This window comes from Heliomicrobium sulfidophilum, assembly GCF_057715735.1.
Window position 1 is genome coordinate 2,122,281 of record NZ_JBVTZZ010000005.1, and the last position, 18,031, is coordinate 2,140,311.

Below are 18,031 nucleotides of genomic sequence, written 5' to 3' on the forward strand. Positions count from 1 at the left end.
TCCCGTCGAAAGGAGAACATTAACGAATGCGAGGTAACAAAATCTCCCTGCTGGCGATGCTACTGGCCCTTTTCACCAGCCTCTCCCTTTTCACCGGTCCGGCTGCGGCTGCTGCGGACGTAACAGGAGACAAGACGGAGTTGCGCGTGATCATCGGTCAGCAGTCGACGGTGGAAATCAAGGTGGTTTCCGGTACATATCAGTGGTATGATGAGGATTTGAAAACCGTTGTGGATTCTGTCGCATCGACCGATGCCTGGCGCGCCTCGACGGCTGGAGCGACCATCAAACTGGAGAAAAACGGTCGCCCTCTGGCGAAAGCCTTCGGTGGCCCCTTGCTGCTGCAAGCGACCGGCGCAGGCGAGAATAAGTTCGAAGTGGACGGTAAAAAATACCGGGGGAGTATGCGCCTTTATCATCTCCGCTCTCAAGGCGCTAACAACATGGCGCTGATTAACGTGGTCGACCTGGAATCCTACCTCTACGGTGTCGTCGGCCAGGAGATCGGTGTGAATGCGCCGGATGAGGCGATGAAAGCGCAAGCTGTCGTTTCTCGCACCTATGCCTTGCAGCAGCGGGAGCGTCGCAAGCAGGGTAGCGACTATTACGACCTGCGCGCCGATCAGGGAAGCCAAGTGTATAGAGGGGTCGACGGGGAACAGGCCAATGTGCGCAAGGCTGTCGATGAAACGCGCGGACAGGTGATCACCTTTGATGGCGCCATCATCGAAGCGGTCTTTCACTCCAACAGCGGAGGTCATACGGAAGACGCCCGCTACGTCTGGAACAGCGACCTGCCCTACCTGCGCGGTGTCCCGGCGCCGGAGGACAAATATGCCGAGGAGTGGGGCGGAACTGCGGCTCTCGCCTATCACTGGCGGAAAAGCCTCTCGCCTGCTGAGATCGGTCGCAAGATCCTTTCCCTGATCGGCAAAGACATCGGAGAGGTGCAGCGCCTGCGCATCCTCGAGACGACCGCTTCCGGACGCGTCACCCGTCTGGAGGTCGTGGGAACGCGGGGAACGGTAGCCATCGATCGCACCCGTGTCCGCCAACTGTTGGACACGCCTTCGACCAAATTCACCATCTCCGATGGAAGCGCAAGTTACCTAGCCGTGGCCTACGGCGCCGATGGGATGAAAACGAGCGCCATCCCTGCCAGTGGAACCTATGGGATCGCCTCAACCGGCTCGATGGCCGTGAGCGGGAATTTTTATGTCATCACCCCCGATGGAACCGGTCCGGCGCCGAAAGGGACAGCGTCGACGGCGACCGGGTCGATCGTCGTTGACGGTTACGGCTATGGTCATGGCGTGGGCATGAGCCAGTGGGGCGCCATGGGTTTGGCCCGCGACGGCAAAAAATACAGCGAGATCATCGAACACTACTACAACGCTGATCGCCGCGATGGACGGTTGCGGATCACGAGCAATTGGGGGAAATGATGGACGTCGCGCTTTTCGATTATGAACTGCCCAAGGAAGCCATTGCGCAGACACCAGCAGAGCCGAGGGACGCCTCCCGGCTGATGGTGCTTAATCGCCGGACTGGCGCCATGGACCACCGGATCTTTCGAGATATTACTGATATCCTGCAGCCAGGGGACCTGCTGGTCGTCAACCGCACCCGGGTCATTCCGGCCCGCCTGTACGGAAAAAAGCGAGATAGCGATGTGTCTGTCGAGATGGTCTTGCTGACGCCCAAGAACGATGACCGTTGGGAGGTTCTCGTGCGACCGGGGCGGCGGCTGAAGCCGGGAACCGTCGTCGACTTTGGAGAAGGCCGGCTGGCGGCGGAGATCATGGAGACGACTGATTTTGGCGGACGGATCGTTCGCTTTCATTACAAAGGTAACTTCGACAAAATCATTGACGAGATCGGTCAAATGCCCTTGCCGCCGTACATCGAAACCGCCCTGCCCCAGGCAGAGGCCGAACGCTACCAGACGGTGTACAGCCAAGAACGCGGCTCTGCCGCGGCCCCTACGGCAGGACTCCACTTCACGCCTAGGCTGCTCGACGAATTGAGAGGCCGCGGCATCGAGACCACCTCTATTCTGCTCCATGTTGGGCTGGGCACTTTCCGGCCCGTCCAAGTCGACCGGATCGAGGAGCACAAGATGCACTCCGAGTTCTTTCAGGTTGATCCCGAGGCGGCCGAAGCCATCGCGAAGGCCAAACGGGAGGGACGCCGGGTCATCGCCGTCGGCACCACCGTCGCTCGCACTCTCGAAACAGTCGCTAGCCGCAACAACGGCACCATCGCCGCCGGCTCCGGCTGGACAGACATCTTCATCTTTCCCGGTTACGCCTTCCAGTGCATCGACGGCCTGATCACCAACTTCCACCTCCCTCGTTCCACCCTGCTCATGCTCATCTCCGCCTTCGCCGGCCGCGAACAGGTCCTTGCGGCCTACAAGGAAGCGCTGGAGAAGGGATATCGCTTTTTTAGTTTCGGCGACGCCATGTTGATAATCTGAAGGACAAGCCACCAAGTCGGGAAGTCTGAGGATATGGCGGATCAGTAGAATAACCTAGGGGCATGCCCCGGTTTAGCACGATGTAACATACGGGCATACTAGGCAAACCGCACGCCAAAACAGTGTAACATTAACAAAAAGCTGGGGGCCGATTGGCGGAGTGAGCGATTTGGGCGAGGCGGCGAAAAAGCGAGCGAAGCTGCGGAGCGTTAAAGCGCGCCATCGACATGCAGAAAAACCCCAGAGGTTTGGCGCGCTAGCGGAGCAGCGTAGCGAGCCGCCGCGCAGCCCTTAGCGAACGGAGCCAATCGGTCCCCAGCTTGATGCAAAGGATGCTAATGAGGAGGATGCACTTGACCGCCCCAGTCCGCTACGAACTGATCAAAGAATGCGCCCACACAAGAGCCCGAGCGGGGATCCTACATACCCCCCACGGTTCCTTCGAAACGCCCATCTTCATGCCCGTCGGCACCCAGGCCACCGTCAAGACCATGACGCCAGAAGAGGTGCGCGAACTTGGCGCCGGCATCATCCTGTCGAACACCTACCACCTCTACCTGCGTCCCGGCTCCGATCTGGTCCGCGAGGCCGGCGGCCTGCACAAATTCATGAACTGGCCCCAGGGCATCCTCACCGACTCCGGCGGATTCCAGGTCTTCAGCCTCGGCCCGCTCCGCAAGATCACCGAAGAAGGCGTGCGCTTCAAGAGCCACATTGACGGCTCAGAGCACTTCTTCACCCCGGAAAAATCGATCCAGATCCAGATGGACCTTGGCGCCGACATCATCATGGCCTTTGACGAGTGCCCCCCCTATCCCGCCGAACGGGAATATGCCCAAAAGTCGCTGGAGATGACGATCCGTTGGGCCAAGCGCTGCCGCGCCGCCCACACCCGGGAAGACCAGGCGCTCTTTGCCATCACCCAGGGCGGCATGTACGCCGACCTGCGCAAAGAAAGCGCCGCCCGACTGGTGGAGCTTGATTTTCCCGGCTACGGCATCGGCGGATTGAGCGTCGGCGAGCCGAAGCACCTCATGTATGAGATGCTGGACGCCACCGTACCTGAACTGCCGACCAACAAGGCGCGCTACCTGATGGGCGTCGGCAGTCCGGACTGCCTCTGGGAAGGCGTCGAGAGGGGCGTCGATATGTTTGACTGTGTGCTTCCAACTCGGGTGGCCCGCAACGGTTTGGCCTTCACCTCCCATGGCAAGGTGGTCATTCGCAACGCCGAACACGCCCGTGACTTCGAGCGTCTCGATCCTGAGTGCAGCTGCTACACCTGTCGCAACTACAGCCGCGCCTACCTGCGTCACCTTTATAAAGCCGAAGAGATCCTCGTCTACCGCCTGTTGACCATCCATAACCTACACATGCTCCTCAACCTGATGCGCAACATCCGCCAGTCCATCCTGGAGGGCCGCTTCCAGGAAGCAAAAAAAGCCTTCTTTGCCAAGTATGGGGAGGAAAAGGCGCAGTAAAGCGCGAACAAAAAGCGTAATCTTCGGGAAGGAGGTTTTGCCATCATGGATTCGTCCCTCATGCTGGTCTACCTAGCCGCTATGTTTGGCCTCTTCTACGTTCTCTTCATTCGGCCCCAGAAGAAAGCCCAAAAGGAACATAAGGAAATGATCGAAAAATTGCGGGTGCACGAGAAAGTCCTAACTGCATCCGGCATCTACGGGGTCATCACTGAAGTGGGCGAGGACACAGTCACTGTCAAAATCGCCGAAAGTGTTCAGGTGGAATTCGCCAAATCGGCGATTCTGCGCGTTGTGGAAAAAGAATAATTTTTCGTTCCTCCCTTTGACAAATAACTGCAAAAAGTTTACATTAATAACAGGAAATCTAGAATATGGGTCGAATATGAATTGGCAGAAACGAATTCCGTTGTTAATACGGCTTTTTCAGTGTTGCTCTGTCGAAGGGAGGGGGATGAATGGATTCGTCAGTGCTCTTACGCCGAATTCAGCGAAAGCGCAAAGAACTGGATCGATTGGCCCGAAAATTCAATTGCCGCAACTTAACAAGTGGTGCTTTATATCGGAAGTCTTGTGAACTGGATGAGTTGATTGTCGAATACATGCGTGTCAATCGTCAGATGGAACTTGATTTTCCGGATTTTCTCCCTGGCCGCTGAGCAAACTACTCAGCGGCTTATTCACGTCCCATGGAAAGATAATATGACCGTCCGCTGTAAGGAAGTTAGAAAAAGGGAGATAGCGATGACCGTCGATATCGAGGCGATTCGCCAGAATCCAGAAGTCCGCGCCTATATCGAAAAAGGCGACGAGCGCCTGGCTGTTCTCGGTTTCACTGAACATGGGTTGCGTCATTCCGCTCAGGTTAGTGTCCAGGCAGGAGCGATCCTGTCTCACCTGAACTACCCGGAAAGGGTGGTTGAACTGGCAGCCATCGCCGGTTTCATGCACGACATCGGCAACGCCGTCAGCCGGGACAGTCACGCCCAGCTCGGCGCCTTGCTAGCCCGCAGCATCCTGCGGGACATGAAGATGGACTTCCATGAGATCGCCGAAGTCATGGCCGCCGTCGGCAATCACGATGAGACGGTGGGGCAGGTGATGAACCCGGCTGGGGCCGCCCTCGTCCTGGCGGACAAGAGCGACGTCCACTACCACCGGGTTCGGAACAAGGAACGGGTCGCTTTTGATATCCATGACCGTGTCAATTACGCCGTCCGGGAATCGAAACTCGTCATGGAGGGCGCAGATATCACATTGACGTTACAAACAGACCCGGAAATCAGCCCCGTACTCGATTACTTTGAGATTTTCCTGCCGCGGATGGTCATGTGTCGGCGGGCTGCTGCCTTTTTGAATTGCCGCTTTCACTTAGTTATCAATGACGCCAAGATGCTGTAGTTAATTTTTTTAACGATAGTGCTTCTGTTTGACATTCTTTGAGTTTAGGGAGTATAATTCGAATTGTTTCGTATTCCCAGGCAATCATCCGTAGAGAAAGAAGCAAAGCTTTACAAGGAGGCAGCGGGCAATAATGAATGCACGCAAACTGCTCCAACTGGTGGCCTTGATCTTGGTCGTGGCCATCGTTGCCGCGCTGAGTTACAACCCGATTGTACAGAACGGGAAACTCGGGTTGGATCTACAGGGCGGTCTTCACGTGGTCCTGCAGGCGGACGAGAAGGACCGCAAAGTGACGAAAGAAGAGATGCAGCAGGTCCAAGCGATCATGGAACAACGGATCAACGGGTTGGGTGTCGCTGAACCGCGGATCCAGTTGGAAGGAACCAACCGGTTGGTGATTGAACTTGCCGGGATCCAGGATCCCGATAAAGCCGTCGACCTGATCGGCAAAACGGCGGTTCTGACCTTCCGGACTGCCGACGGCAAGACTGTCATCGAAGGCAAAGACCTCAAAGAGGCCAAAGAGGCCTTAGAGCCGGGCAGCAATATGGCGATTGTTCAACTGACGTTGAACAGTGAAGGCGCCAAAAAATTCGCCGATGTTACTCGGGCGAACGTGGGCAAACAGATCGGTATCTTCCTGGATGAAGACCTCTTGCAAAACCCGACCGTTTCGGAAGCGATCACTGGCGGACAAGCCCGCATCACCGGCTACAGTTCACTGGAAGACGCCCGCCGCATTGCGCTGCTTCTGAACTCCGGCGCTTTGCCCGTCAAGATGGACATGGTGGAGAAGCAGACCGTCGGCCCGACCCTCGGCGCCGAGAGTCTGGATAAGAGCAAAACAGCCGCTGCTGTCGGTGTTGGCCTGATCTTCGCCTTTATGTTTCTTTATTACCGCGTCCCTGGCTTCGTGGCGATCATCTCCCTGATCCTCTATTCAGTGATCGTCGTCGGCATCCTGACGTGGCTGAAGGCGACATGGACTTTGCCTGGCATCGCCGGTTTTCTTCTATCCCTCGGCGTAGCCGTTGACGCCAACGTTATCATCTACGAGCGATTAAAGGAAGAGCTTCGCGCCGGCAAGACCCTGCGCACGGCCATCGAGGATGGCTTCCAGCGCGCTTTTACCACCATTCTCGATTCCAATGTGACCACCTTGATCTCTGTCGTCATCCTCTACTCACTCGGCACCGGTCCGATTCGTGGTTTCGCCGTCACCTTGGGCATCGGTATTCTCGTCAGCATGTTTACGGCGATCAGCTTCACCCGTCTTGTGCTGCGTGCTGCCGGCGGCAGCGGTGTTTTCAACAACAAGAAACTCTACGGCGCCTGATAGGAGGGAAACCCGGACATGGATATCATCGGCCGTCGCAAAATTTGGTACGCCCTATCCCTGCTGATCCTGATCCCAGGGTTGATCTCCCTGATGCTTCGTGGGCTAAACCTCGGCATTGACTTCACCGGCGGTTCCAAACTGGAACTGCATTTTGAAAAAGCCGTCACCGTCGAGCAGGTCCGCGGCGTTTTGGACCAAGCTAATATCGGCACGACCGAGGTTCAACTGGCCGAAGGGAATAACGTGATCGTCCGGACCCATCCGCTAGAGCAAAGTCAGCGCAATCAGGTGCTTGACTCGATGAAAGAGCAACTGGGCGATTTGTCCGTTCGTAACGACCGAAACATCGGTCCCACCATCGGCAAGGAATTAGCCCGCAACGCCCTGCTGGCGCTGTTGCTGGCTGTTATCGGCATGGTGGCCTATATTTCCTTCCGCTTTGAGTTCAAGTTTGGCGTTGCCGCTATTTTGGCGCTGCTTCACGACATCCTGGTGGTGACGGGGCTCTTCTCCATCTTTTATATCGAGATTGACGTCACCTATGTCGCCGCCATCCTCACTGTATTCGGTTATTCCATCAACGACACCATCGTCATCTTTGACCGCATCCGGGAGAACCTGCGCAAGAAGAAAAAAGACGAGAGCCTCGATGCAATGGTCAACCGTTCGGTGACAGAAACGATGACACGGTCCATCATCACCGTCTTGATGGTTGTCTTCATCCTTGCGGCCCTGCTCTTCTTTGGCGGCGCCTCGACGAAGGTCTTTACTTTGGCCATGTTGATTGGCGTCATCTCTGGCGCCTACTCGTCCATCTTCAACGCCAGCCCCATCTGGTATGACCTCAAACAGTGGGAACGGGCGCAGCGGCGGGCGAAAGTGAAAGCAGCGTAATCGTTTGAGAATTCACCTGTGAAAGCAATACTGCGGAAGTCATGAACGATTCTGAAAAGCACTCCAGCCTAACTGGGGTGCTTTCTGCTTGCCCAAACTGTGCTATAATAGGTGGCGGAAGTCTTACTGGCTTCTGATATTCGGGCATGGAGAAAAAGGGGAATCGGGTCATGGATGAACGCCTGCGGGTAGCGCAGTTATCGGTTTTTTCCAATACCATGCTGGTCATCGGCAAGCTGGCCGTCGGCTGGTTGATCGGTTCTGTCAGCGTCATCTCCGAAGGCATTCATTCAGGGATCGACCTGGTGGCGGCGCTGATCGCTTTTTTCAGCGTCCGCGAGGCAAGCCGGCCTGCCGATGACAGCCACCAGTTTGGGCATGGCAAAATCGAAAATGTGGCAGGGACGATTGAGGCCCTCTTGATCTTCGTGGCCGCCGTTTGGATTATCTATGAAGCTGTCCAGAAGCTCAGCCATGGCGGCGCTCCATCGGAGACGGGCTGGGGTGTCGTTATCATGGCCATCTCCGCCGGCGTCAACCACTATGTCTCCTCACGGCTGATGGAGGTAGCGCGCAAGACCGATTCGGTGGCCCTGGAAGCTGATGCTTTGCACCTGCGCACCGACGTTTACACTTCGTTGGGCGTCCTCTTCGGCTTGATTCTCCTGAAGCTGACCGGTTGGTGGATCGTTGACCCGCTGGTGGCCATCGGGGTGGCCCTTTTAATCTTGAAAGCGTCTTGGGATCTGCTGCAGGAGGCATTCATGCCCCTCTTGGACCAACGGCTGCCCGAAGAGGAGGAGAGCCAGATCCAGGAGCGGATCCAGCGCCACGCCGAAAAGTATGTCAACGTCCACGCCATCCGCACACGCCGGTCCGGCGCCGAGCGCCACATCGACATGCACATGGTCTTTTGCAAAAGGACATCGATCGAGGAGACCCACGAGATCTCCGATCGGGTGGAGGCGGAGATCCAGGAGATCTTCCCCCGGAGCACCGTCCTCGTCCATCAGGAACCTTGTGATGAACGTTGCGGCGAGTGCCAGTTCGACCACAAACGAGGGAATCAATGACCTATCCCCCGGGAACCCGGGGGATTTCTGCTATATCCTTTGCCGATAGAAGGCGATTTTCATTCATAAGAATAGTGTATAGTAAAATCTGGAACAATGAAGGCAACCTTGCGCGAACGATGAGGATTTCGATTTCGTTTGGAGGATTTCCGCAGCGCGAAGAGAAAATAGTAATGTCTTTGCCCTTTTTTGCGTTTTTCGAAGAAATCATAGACTTGCCGTAAGGCCTTATCGGGAGGTGAGCAGATGCAGGTAACCTTGGGACAGTTGTTAAAACGCGTCCAGAGCTATACACAGAACCCAAAGGATCTTGAATTCGTCCGCCGGGCCTTTGAATATGCCGATGCAGCCCACACCGGCCAATTGCGCAAGTCCGGGGAACCCTACATCTACCATCCCATGGCCGTTGCCTATATCCTGGCTGACCTGGAATTGGACGTGGCGACGATCGCCGCCGGTCTCCTTCATGACGTGGTGGAAGATACACCGATCACTCAGGAGCAGTTGGAAAAGGATTTCGGGCCCGAAGTGGCTCTCATGGTCGACGGCGTGACCAAGCTGAGCCGCCTGGAGTTTCACTCCAAGCAAGAGCAGCAGGTGGAGAGCTTGCGCAAGATGTTCCTGGCCATGGCGAAGGACATCCGCGTCATCTTGATCAAACTGGCTGACCGCCTCCACAACATGCGCACCCTGAAACACCAGACGCCGGAGAAACAGCGGGAGATCGCCATCGAGACGATCGAACTCTTCGCCCCGCTGGCCAACCGTCTCGGGATCTCGCGCATCAAGTGGGAACTGGAAGATCTGTCCCTCCGCTACATGGAGCCGGATACCTACTATGACTTGGTGACGCGCATCGCCACGAAGCGCGCCGAGCGGGAAGAGCGGATCAACGAGATCATCGCTGTATTGAAGGAAAAATTGGACGCCGTCGCCATCAAGGCAGAGATCTCGGGACGGCCGAAGCACTTCTATTCCATCTACCGCAAGATGACCTCGCAGAAGAAGGACCTTTCTGAGATTTACGATTTAATCGCCGTGCGCGTCCTTGTCGATTCGGTGAAGGATTGCTACGGCGCCTTGGGGATCATCCATACCATCTGGAAACCGATTCCCATGCGTTTCAAGGATTACATCGCCACACCGAAGACGAACATGTACCAGTCGCTGCACACCACCCTTGTTGGCCCTCTCAGCGAGCCCTTTGAAGTGCAGATTCGCACCTCGGAGATGCACAGGACCGCCGAATTCGGCATCGCCGCCCACTGGAAGTATAAAGAAGGCGGCAAGGCGCAAGGGCGGAGCTTCGAAGAAAAACTGGCCTGGCTGCGCCAACTGCTGGAGTGGCAATCTGACCAGAAGGATACGCAGACCTTCATGGAAACCCTCAAGATCGAGTTTTTCTCTGACGCCGTCTTCGTCTTCACCCCGAAAGGGGACGTCATCGAACTGCCGGCAGGGTCGACACCCATTGACTTTGCCTACCGCATCCATTCTAATGTGGGCCACCGCTGCATGGGCGCCAAGGTGAACGGGCGCATCGTCCCCCTCGACTACCAACTGAACAATGGCGAGATCATCGAGGTCTTGACGAAAACGACGGCAGGCCCCTCGCGGGACTGGCTGAATGTCGTCAAAACCTCGAACGCCCGCAATCGCATCCGCCAGTGGTTCAAGAAGGAGAAGCGGGAGGAGTTTGTCGAGCGGGGCAAAGAGGCACTGGAACTGGAACTGAAAAAACTCAAGATCGATCCGGCGGAAGTCTTGAAGACTGAACGGATGCTCGATATCAGCAAGCGTTTCAACTACCAAACGGTGGACGATGTCTACTTTGCTATCGGCGACGGCGTCTTGACGGTCAACCAGATCGTGCTGCGCCTGAAAGAAGGGCTGAAAAAAGAAAAACGCTTGGAAGAGGATCTGGCGCCGCCGCCGGAGGTAAAGCCTTTTTCTGGATTTGGGAAGCCCTCCCAGGGCGTGCGGGTGCGCGGCGTCGACAACGTGCTGATCCGCTTTTCCCGCTGCTGTAACCCTTTGCCGGGCGACGAGATCATCGGCTACATCACCAAGGGGCGTGGCGTATCCATCCACCGCGTCGACTGCACCAACGTGGTCAACATGTCTGAAGAGGAGCGGGAACGGATCGTCGAGGTCGCCTGGGACACGACCTCCCAAGCCACCTACCAGGTGGAGATGGAGGTCATCGCCATGGACCGCGAGCGGCTGACGACCGATGTGATGCTGTCGGTGGCCGACACGAAAACATCGATCAACTCCATTTACTCGCGGGCGACGAAAAACAAAATGGCTCAGATCAACATGGTCGTCGAGATCCGCGATCTCGGCCACCTGAAATACCTGATGGACAAAGTCTTAAAGGTGCGCGATGTCCTCGAAGTGCGCCGCCTGACGCCCAACACCAAACCGGAGAAAGACGGAGTATCCCTCTTGGGATAGAGGGAGATTGTTGATAGGAGGCTGACGATTTGCGCGCCTTGGTCCAGCGGGTGCTGCGGGGGCGGGTGACCGTCGAGGGGATTGAAGTCGGGTCTATTGGGCCGGGCCTGGTCGTCCTCGTCGGGGCCGGTCATGGCGATGGAGAAGCTGATGGGCGATACGTGGCGGAAAAAATCGCCCACCTGCGTATTTTTGAAGATGAACAGGGCAAGATGAACCGCTCTGTCTGTGATGCCGGCGGCGAGGTCCTCGTCGTCAGCCAGTTCACCCTCTACGGCGACTGCCGCAAAGGGCGCCGGCCGAGCTTTATCCAGGCGGCGCCGCCCGAAGAGGCCCGCCGTCTTGTCGACGTAGTCGTCGAGGAATTAAGGAAGCTCGGACTGATTGTCGCCACAGGCCAGTTCCAAGCCCATATGGTCGTCGAGATCATCAACGACGGCCCGGTCACGCTGATGGTGGAAGGAAGAGGAAGTGAATCATGAACATCCGGCGTTGGGAAGCAGGCATGCTCGCCGCCAACTGCTATCTCGTTCAGTGCCCCGAAACGGGCGAGGCGGCCCTCATCGATCCCGGCGGCGATGGGGAGATGCTCCTGCGCCGCGCTGAGGAAGCGAAGGCGAAGATCGTGGCCATCATCAACACCCATGGCCACAGTGACCATATTGCCGCCAACGGTGAGATCAAAAAAGCCACCGGCGCGCCCCTCCTCTGCCATGAAGCGGAGGCGGCGGCTCTCGTCTCGCCGGGGAAGAACCTCTCCCTCTACATCGGCGCGTCCTTCACCAGTCCGGCGGCTGACCGTCTGCTCAAGGACGGCGATGCGATCACCATCGGGAAAACGGTCCGGTTGGAGGTCCTCCATACACCAGGCCATACGGTCGGCGGCATCTGCCTGAAGGGTAAGGGCGTTGTCTTCACGGGGGACACCCTCTTTCACGGGTCGATCGGGCGCACCGACTTCCCCGGCGGATCTTATAGCCAGATCCTGGGCTCCATCCGGGAAAAACTGCTCAACCTGCCTGATGACACCGTCGTCTACCCTGGTCACGGGCCGGAGAGCACCATCGGCTTCGAGCGGGTGAACAACCCTTTTTTGGCCGATTGAGTGGCGGCTTTGACAACGTCTGGAGGTTATCCCATGGATGTCTGCTTGCGGGGGCTGCCCCCGGGGTATGGGGTCACCCTGCAAGAAATCCTCTGGATCTATTTCCCCGAGGCCCACTTTGTCGAGGTTCATGACCGTCCAAGTTCGACAGAGGTTCGCTTCCACGAGGAAAGCGGAGGCGAAGGGCAGCCGGTGATCACGTCCCGGTTCTGCCATGCCGGCAGGGAGGGGTTGGGACAGGCTCCGCTGTCGCCTGAGGGGGAGCGCGAGGGCGCTACTAGCGAAAACCTACATGGCGACAAGCGGCGAGAAGGGGAGAACGCCCGCCGACGCGCTACGAAACTTGCGCTTTTGCGGGCACTGGAGGATTACTGCGATGCCCCGCCGAACACCTGGGGGATCCTGACAGGTGTGCGTCCGGCCAAAATCGTTCATCGCCGCCTCGACCAGGGGAAAGACCTGGTGAGCATCCGCGACGAACTGATCGGCGACTACGCCCTCCAACCAGAAAAAGCCGACATGCTCATGGAGATCGCCCTTCGGCAACGTCCCTATTTTTACGCAGGCCCCGATGACCGCCGCAAGGTCGGTATTTATATTGGGATCCCCTTTTGCCCGACCCGTTGTCTTTACTGCTCCTTTCCGGGCTATGACGTCAAGAAATTCAAACGCTGGCTGGAGCCTTTTCTTCATTCATTGCAGCGGGAGATCGTAGCGGTCGGCTCGGCGATCCGCCGAGCGGGACAGCAGATCCAGCATATCTATATCGGCGGCGGCACACCGACGGCGCTGACGGCGCATCAGTTGGAGGAACTGCTTTGCTGGGTCAAAGAGCACCTGCGCGGTCCCGAGACGGTCGAATTTACCCTAGAAGGCGGTCGGCCCGACACGCTGGACCGCGACAAGCTGGAGCGGGCCTTCGTCGGCGGCGTCAACCGGTTGAGCATCAATCCCCAGTCGATGAATGCCGAGACGCTGGAGCGGATCGGCCGCTGCCACCGACCCGGCGAGGTGGTGGAAGCGGTCGAATTGGCTCGCGCCATCGGCTTTCCCATCATCAACATGGACATGATCGTCGGCTTACCTGGCGAAAACGCGGAGTCTGTCCGCGCCACCCTGGACCAACTGACCCCGCTCCGACCGGAGAACCTGACGGTCCATACGATGGCCATCAAACGGGCCTCGCGACTCACGGCGGAAAGGGAACAGTGGACGCTGCCGCCGGAGGAGGAGATCGAGGCCATGCTGGCCGTCACCCGCGAAGGCGCTCGCGACCTGGGACTCGTCCCTTATTACCTCTACCGGCAGAAGCGCATCCTGGCCAATCAGGAGAATGTGGGCTACACATTGCCCGGCCGGGAGTGTATCTATAACATCCATGTCATGGAGGAACGCCAGACCATCTGGGGGCTCGGCGCCGGCGCCGCGACGAAGATCGTCCGACCGGAAGACGGCGAGATCCTCGACTCCTGGCACAACCCGAAGGACCCCATGAACTACGTGGAGCGCCTCGACACAATCATCGGGCGCAAACTAAAAAAACTGGAGGGAATCCCATGCTAACCGGCGCTCCGCGCGGCACCAAGGACATCCTGCCTGGCCAGTCGCGGCACTGGCAGGTACTGGAGGACACGATCCGGGGCCTCTGCCGCGAATACGGCTATGAAGAGATCCGCACCCCTGTCTTTGAACACAGTGAGGTCTTCCACCGCGGCGTCGGCGAGACGACCGACATCGTCCAGAAGGAAACCTATGACTTCCAGGACCGCGGCGGCCGCGACCTGACGCTGCGCCCCGAGGGCACCGCCCCGACCGTTCGCGCCTTGCTCGAACATAAGCTCTATGCCGGCCCGTTGCCGGTGAAAGTCTACTATACCGGTCCCATGTTCCGTTTCGGCCGCCCCCAAGCGGGACGGCTGCGCCAGTTTCACCAGTTCGGTATCGAGGTCTTTGGCGCCGCCGGCCCTCGCGTTGACGCCGAGGTGATCGCCATGGCCATGGACTTCTACAGCCGGCTCGGCCTCAAAAACCTGGAACTGCTCTTAAACTCCATCGGCTGTCCGGCCTGCCGCCCGGCCCACCGCGAGGCTTTGCACCAGTTTTTGAGCCCGAAAGCGGGCGAACTATGCGAGGACTGCAAAAAACGCCTTGACCGCAACCCCCTGCGGGTTCTCGACTGCAAGAACGCGCGCTGCCAGGAACTCTCCCAGGGCGCGCCGACGACGGTGAACCACCTCTGTGACGAATGCGCCAACCACTTTGCCGATGTGAAGGAACTCCTCGACGCCGCCGGCGTCACCTACACCCTCGATGACCGCCTTGTCCGCGGCCTTGACTACTACACGAAGACAGCCTTCGAGATTGTCTCAACCGACATCGGCGCCCAGTCCTCCATCGGCGGTGGCGGCCGCTACGACCACCTCGTCGAGGCCCTCGGCGGACCGCCTGTTCCGGGCATCGGCTTCGGTCTCGGCTTGGAGCGGGTGCTGCTGACCATGGAAAACCAGGGTCTCCTCGCCGCCGACGGACGAGAGCAAAGGGATCTCTTTATCGCCCTGGCCGGCGAAGGCACCGCTCCGGTGGCCTTCGGTCTCGCTCAGACGCTGCGCCAGCGCGGCCTAGCCGTGGAGATGGACTACCTGGAACGCTCCCTGAAAGCCCAGATGAAAACAGCCGACCGCTTCCATGCGCCCTTTGTCGTCATCGTCGGCGAAGGGGAACTGAAAGAGGGGAAACTCACCCTCCGCACGATGGCGACAGGGGAGCAAGAGCAGATTCCCATCGATGGGGCGACGGAGTTTTTATATAACCGCATCATGAAACGGGAAAACTAGATAGATGAAAGGACGATTCACCAGATTATGAGCGATATGTTCACAGGACTAACACGTTCCCACCAAGGCGGAGATTTGCGCATCGACCATGCCGGACAGACCGTGACCCTCATGGGCTGGGTGCAACGACGCCGCGACCACGGCGGACTCATCTTTGTCGACCTGCGGGACCGTTCCGGCCTCGTCCAGGTCGTCTTCAGCCCGGAAGTGGGCAAAGAGGCCTTTCAAAAAGCCGAAGGCGTCCGCAACGAGTATGTCCTCGCCGTCACGGGCGACGTGCGTCCTCGTCCCGAGGGCACGATCAACGCCAACCTGCCCAGCGGCCAGATCGAGGTCTACGCCCGCCAGCTCTGGGTCTTAAACAGCGCCAAGACGCCGCCCTTTTACATCGAAGATGAGGTAGACGTCGATGAGACGGTGCGCCTCAAGTACCGCTACCTGGATCTGCGCCGCCCTGAGATGCAGCGCAACCTGATCATCCGCCACAAAACGGCCAAGGCCATGCGCGACTTCCTCGACCGCAACGGCTTTTTGGAGATCGAAACGCCCATGCTGACCAAGTCGACGCCGGAAGGCGCCCGCGAGTTCATGGTGCCGAGCCGCATCCATCCGGGCGAGTTTTTCGTCCTGCCCCAGTCTCCTCAACTCTATAAGCAGATCCTCATGGTGGCCGGCATGGAGCGCTACTTCCAGATCGTCCGCTGCTTCCGCGATGAAGACCTGCGGGCCGACCGGCAGCCGGAATTCACCCAGCTTGACATCGAGATGTCCTTCACCCAGATGGACGACCTGCTGGCCCTCATGGAAGAGATGGTGGCCCACATCTTCAAAGAAGCCCTGGGCAAGGAAATCCCGACTCCCTTCCGCCGCATCCCTTACGCCGAGGCGATGGGCCGCTACGGCTCAGACAAGCCGGACCTGCGCTTCGGCCTGGAACTGGTCGATCTGACCGAGACGGTCAAAGAGGTGGAGTTTAAGGTCTTCGCCAGCGTCGTCAAAGGCGGCGGCGAGGTGAAGGCCATCAACGCCAAAGGGTGCGCCCACTTCTCCCGCAAGGAGATCGACGAACTGACAAAAGGCGTCGCCGTCTACGGCGCCAAGGGACTCGCCTATGTTCAGATGACCGAGGAAGGCCCCAAGTCGCCTATCGCCAAGTTCTTCACCGACGAACAGTTCAACGCGGTGCTCGAAGGGCTCGGCGCTGAAAAGGGCGACCTGCTGCTCTTCGTGGCGGATAAACCCTCTGTCGTGGCGGCCTCCCTCGGCTTCCTGCGCCAGGAACTGGCCCGCCGCCTGAACCTGATCGACCCGGAAAAACTCGAGTTCGCCTGGGTCGTCGACTTCCCCCTCGTTGAATATGATCCGGAAGAGAAACGCTACAACGCCATCCACCACCCCTTCACGGCACCGAAAGACGAGGACCTGGACCTGCTCGATAAGGAACCGGGCAAGGTGCGCGCCAAGGCCTATGACTTGGTTCTCAACGGTGTCGAACTGGGCGGCGGCTCCTTGCGGATTTACCGCCGCGACATCCAGGAAAAAATGTTCGCCACCCTCGGCATGACCCCTGAAGAAGCCTACGAGAAGTTTGGCTTCCTCCTGGACGCCTTCGATTACGGCACACCGCCCCACGGCGGCATCGCCTTCGGCCTTGACCGCATGATCATGCTGATGACCGGCCGTGACACCATACGCGACGTCATCGCCTTCCCCAAAACCCAGTCCGCCTCCGACATGATGGTCGACGCGCCGAGCGTCGTCACCCCCCGCCAGTTGAAAGACCTGCACATCAAGCTCGACCTCCCCGTCAAAGCGCCGAAAGCCGAGCCGGCGAAGAAGTGAAACAACACGCCTTTGCCAGGACGGAACGGATCATCGGCGAGAAGGGGATTGAACGCCTAGCCGGCGCCAGCGTGGCCGTCTTCGGCGTGGGCGGCGTCGGCTCCTTCACCGTCGAGGCTTTGGCGAGAAGCGGCGTGGGGCGTCTCGTGCTGATCGACCATGACGAGATCTGCCTGACCAACGTGAACCGGCAACTGCACGCCCTCCACTCCACTGTCGGCCGGCCCAAGGTGGAGGTCATGGCCGAGCGGGTCAAGGACATCAACCCGAAGGCCAACGTCACCTGCCACCGGCGATTTTACGGTGTTGAGGCGGGCGAGGAGATCATCACACCCGAACTGGACTATGTCGTCGACGCCATCGATACGGTCAAGGGCAAACTGATGATCATTGAAAAGGCGAAAGCGACGGGCGTTCCCGTGATCAGCGCCCTCGGCGCCGGGAACAAGCTCGACCCGACCCGCTTCCAGGTGGCCGACATCTACGAGACATCGATGGATCCCCTGGCCAAGGTGATGCGCAAGGAGCTACGCAAGCGTGGCGTCGACAATCTGAAGGTGGTCTATTCGACCGAAGCGCCCCGTCCCCTAAAGGGGGAGGCGGCTTGCGCCGAGAACTGCATCTGTCCGCATCCGGAGGGGCCCTTCGGCGCATCATGTAAGCAAAAGCGCCAGATCCCCGGCAGCATCTCCTTTGTGCCCTCTGTGGCCGGCCTGCTTCTGGCCTCTGTCGTCGTCCGTGATTTGCTTGACGCTGTGGGGCTGTTGACACCGGCTGAATAACCTTTTATAATGAATGTTGATACCGGGTATGGGTATCCATTGGGGGTGGCGGTTTTGGAGGATTGTACCCAATCGAAAGAGGCATTGATCCGTCGGTTGAAAAAAATTGAGGGCCAGATCAAAGGCATTCAAAAGATGATCACCGACGATAAAGCCTGCCTCGACCTACTGGTCCAAGTCGCTGCCGCCCGGGCTGCGATCAACCGGGTCGGCACATTGATCATCATGAATCACACCCGCCGCTGCCTCTCCAACGTCCCCCTCTCGGGAGAACAGGAAAAGTCGTTGGAGGAACTCGTCGACGTCCTGACCAAGTTCACCAAGTAAATGAAAATAGTCTG

17 protein-coding genes are annotated in these 18,031 nt (G+C 58.3%); all 17 read left to right on the forward strand.

Features of this window, described 5'->3' with window-relative positions; all coding sequences use genetic code 11:
* Positions 1 to 26 precede the first annotated feature (26 nt).
* The 17 genes from AC0CW1_RS15730 (at position 27) to AC0CW1_RS15810 (ending at position 18,017) form a co-directional block, all read left to right on the forward strand.
* On the forward strand, positions 27 to 1,445 hold the full coding sequence (locus AC0CW1_RS15730) for a SpoIID/LytB domain-containing protein (protein ID WP_488183939.1): 1,419 nt from the start codon (positions 27 to 29) through the stop codon (positions 1,443 to 1,445).
* A complete protein-coding gene (queA, locus tag AC0CW1_RS15735) occupies positions 1,445 to 2,479 on the forward strand; it encodes a tRNA preQ1(34) S-adenosylmethionine ribosyltransferase-isomerase QueA (protein WP_488183940.1) in 1,035 nt (344 codons plus the stop codon). Before AC0CW1_RS15730 ends, queA begins: the two co-directional genes overlap by 1 nt.
* Before the next feature lie 353 nt (positions 2,480 to 2,832).
* A complete protein-coding gene (tgt, locus tag AC0CW1_RS15740) occupies positions 2,833 to 3,960 on the forward strand; it encodes a tRNA guanosine(34) transglycosylase Tgt (protein WP_488183941.1) in 1,128 nt (375 codons plus the stop codon).
* A gap of 45 nt (positions 3,961 to 4,005) precedes the next feature.
* On the forward strand, positions 4,006 to 4,269 hold the full coding sequence (gene yajC / locus AC0CW1_RS15745; RefSeq protein WP_488183942.1) for a preprotein translocase subunit YajC: 264 nt from the start codon (positions 4,006 to 4,008) through the stop codon (positions 4,267 to 4,269).
* 149 nt (positions 4,270 to 4,418) lie between these two features.
* Entirely contained in the window at positions 4,419 to 4,619 is a 201-nt protein-coding gene (locus tag AC0CW1_RS15750) for an aspartyl-phosphate phosphatase Spo0E family protein (protein ID WP_488183943.1), read from the forward strand.
* Positions 4,620 to 4,704: 85 nt separating this feature from the next.
* On the forward strand, positions 4,705 to 5,361 hold the full coding sequence (locus AC0CW1_RS15755; RefSeq protein ID WP_488183944.1) for an HD domain-containing protein: 657 nt from the start codon (positions 4,705 to 4,707) through the stop codon (positions 5,359 to 5,361).
* A 133-nt stretch (positions 5,362 to 5,494) separates the two neighbouring features.
* Entirely contained in the window at positions 5,495 to 6,700 is a 1,206-nt protein-coding gene (gene secD, locus AC0CW1_RS15760) for a protein translocase subunit SecD (RefSeq protein WP_488183945.1), read from the forward strand.
* A gap of 18 nt (positions 6,701 to 6,718) precedes the next feature.
* On the forward strand, positions 6,719 to 7,597 hold the full coding sequence (gene secF, locus AC0CW1_RS15765) for a protein translocase subunit SecF (protein WP_488183946.1): 879 nt from the start codon (positions 6,719 to 6,721) through the stop codon (positions 7,595 to 7,597).
* 170 nt (positions 7,598 to 7,767) lie between these two features.
* Positions 7,768 to 8,670, forward strand: a complete 903-nt coding sequence (locus AC0CW1_RS15770; RefSeq protein ID WP_488183947.1) for a cation diffusion facilitator family transporter — start codon at positions 7,768 to 7,770, stop codon at positions 8,668 to 8,670.
* 246 nt (positions 8,671 to 8,916) lie between these two features.
* On the forward strand, positions 8,917 to 11,127 hold the full coding sequence (locus AC0CW1_RS15775; protein ID WP_488183948.1) for a RelA/SpoT family protein: 2,211 nt from the start codon (positions 8,917 to 8,919) through the stop codon (positions 11,125 to 11,127).
* 29 nt (positions 11,128 to 11,156) lie between these two features.
* Positions 11,157 to 11,609 carry a D-aminoacyl-tRNA deacylase gene (gene dtd, locus AC0CW1_RS15780; RefSeq protein WP_488183949.1) on the forward strand — a complete coding sequence of 151 codons (453 nt, stop codon included), beginning with the start codon at positions 11,157 to 11,159 and terminating at the stop codon, positions 11,607 to 11,609.
* A complete protein-coding gene (locus tag AC0CW1_RS15785) occupies positions 11,606 to 12,232 on the forward strand; it encodes an MBL fold metallo-hydrolase (RefSeq protein WP_488183950.1) in 627 nt (208 codons plus the stop codon). The genes dtd and AC0CW1_RS15785 overlap by 4 nt, the downstream gene beginning before the upstream one ends.
* Positions 12,233 to 12,265: 33 nt before the next feature.
* A complete protein-coding gene (gene hemZ / locus AC0CW1_RS15790; RefSeq protein ID WP_488183951.1) occupies positions 12,266 to 13,795 on the forward strand; it encodes a coproporphyrinogen dehydrogenase HemZ in 1,530 nt (509 codons plus the stop codon).
* On the forward strand, positions 13,789 to 15,066 hold the full coding sequence (hisS, locus tag AC0CW1_RS15795) for a histidine--tRNA ligase (protein ID WP_488183952.1): 1,278 nt from the start codon (positions 13,789 to 13,791) through the stop codon (positions 15,064 to 15,066). Before hemZ ends, hisS begins: the two co-directional genes overlap by 7 nt.
* Positions 15,067 to 15,093: 27 nt before the next feature.
* Positions 15,094 to 16,908 carry an aspartate--tRNA ligase gene (aspS, locus tag AC0CW1_RS15800; protein ID WP_488183953.1) on the forward strand — a complete coding sequence of 605 codons (1,815 nt, stop codon included), beginning with the start codon at positions 15,094 to 15,096 and terminating at the stop codon, positions 16,906 to 16,908.
* Positions 16,905 to 17,690: a tRNA threonylcarbamoyladenosine dehydratase gene (locus AC0CW1_RS15805; protein WP_488183954.1), complete on the forward strand. Its 786-nt coding sequence runs from the start codon at positions 16,905 to 16,907 to the stop codon at positions 17,688 to 17,690. Before aspS ends, AC0CW1_RS15805 begins: the two co-directional genes overlap by 4 nt.
* A gap of 9 nt (positions 17,691 to 17,699) precedes the next feature.
* Entirely contained in the window at positions 17,700 to 18,017 is a 318-nt protein-coding gene (locus tag AC0CW1_RS15810) for a metal-sensitive transcriptional regulator (protein ID WP_488183955.1), read from the forward strand.
* The last annotated feature ends 14 nt before the right edge of the window (positions 18,018 to 18,031 follow it).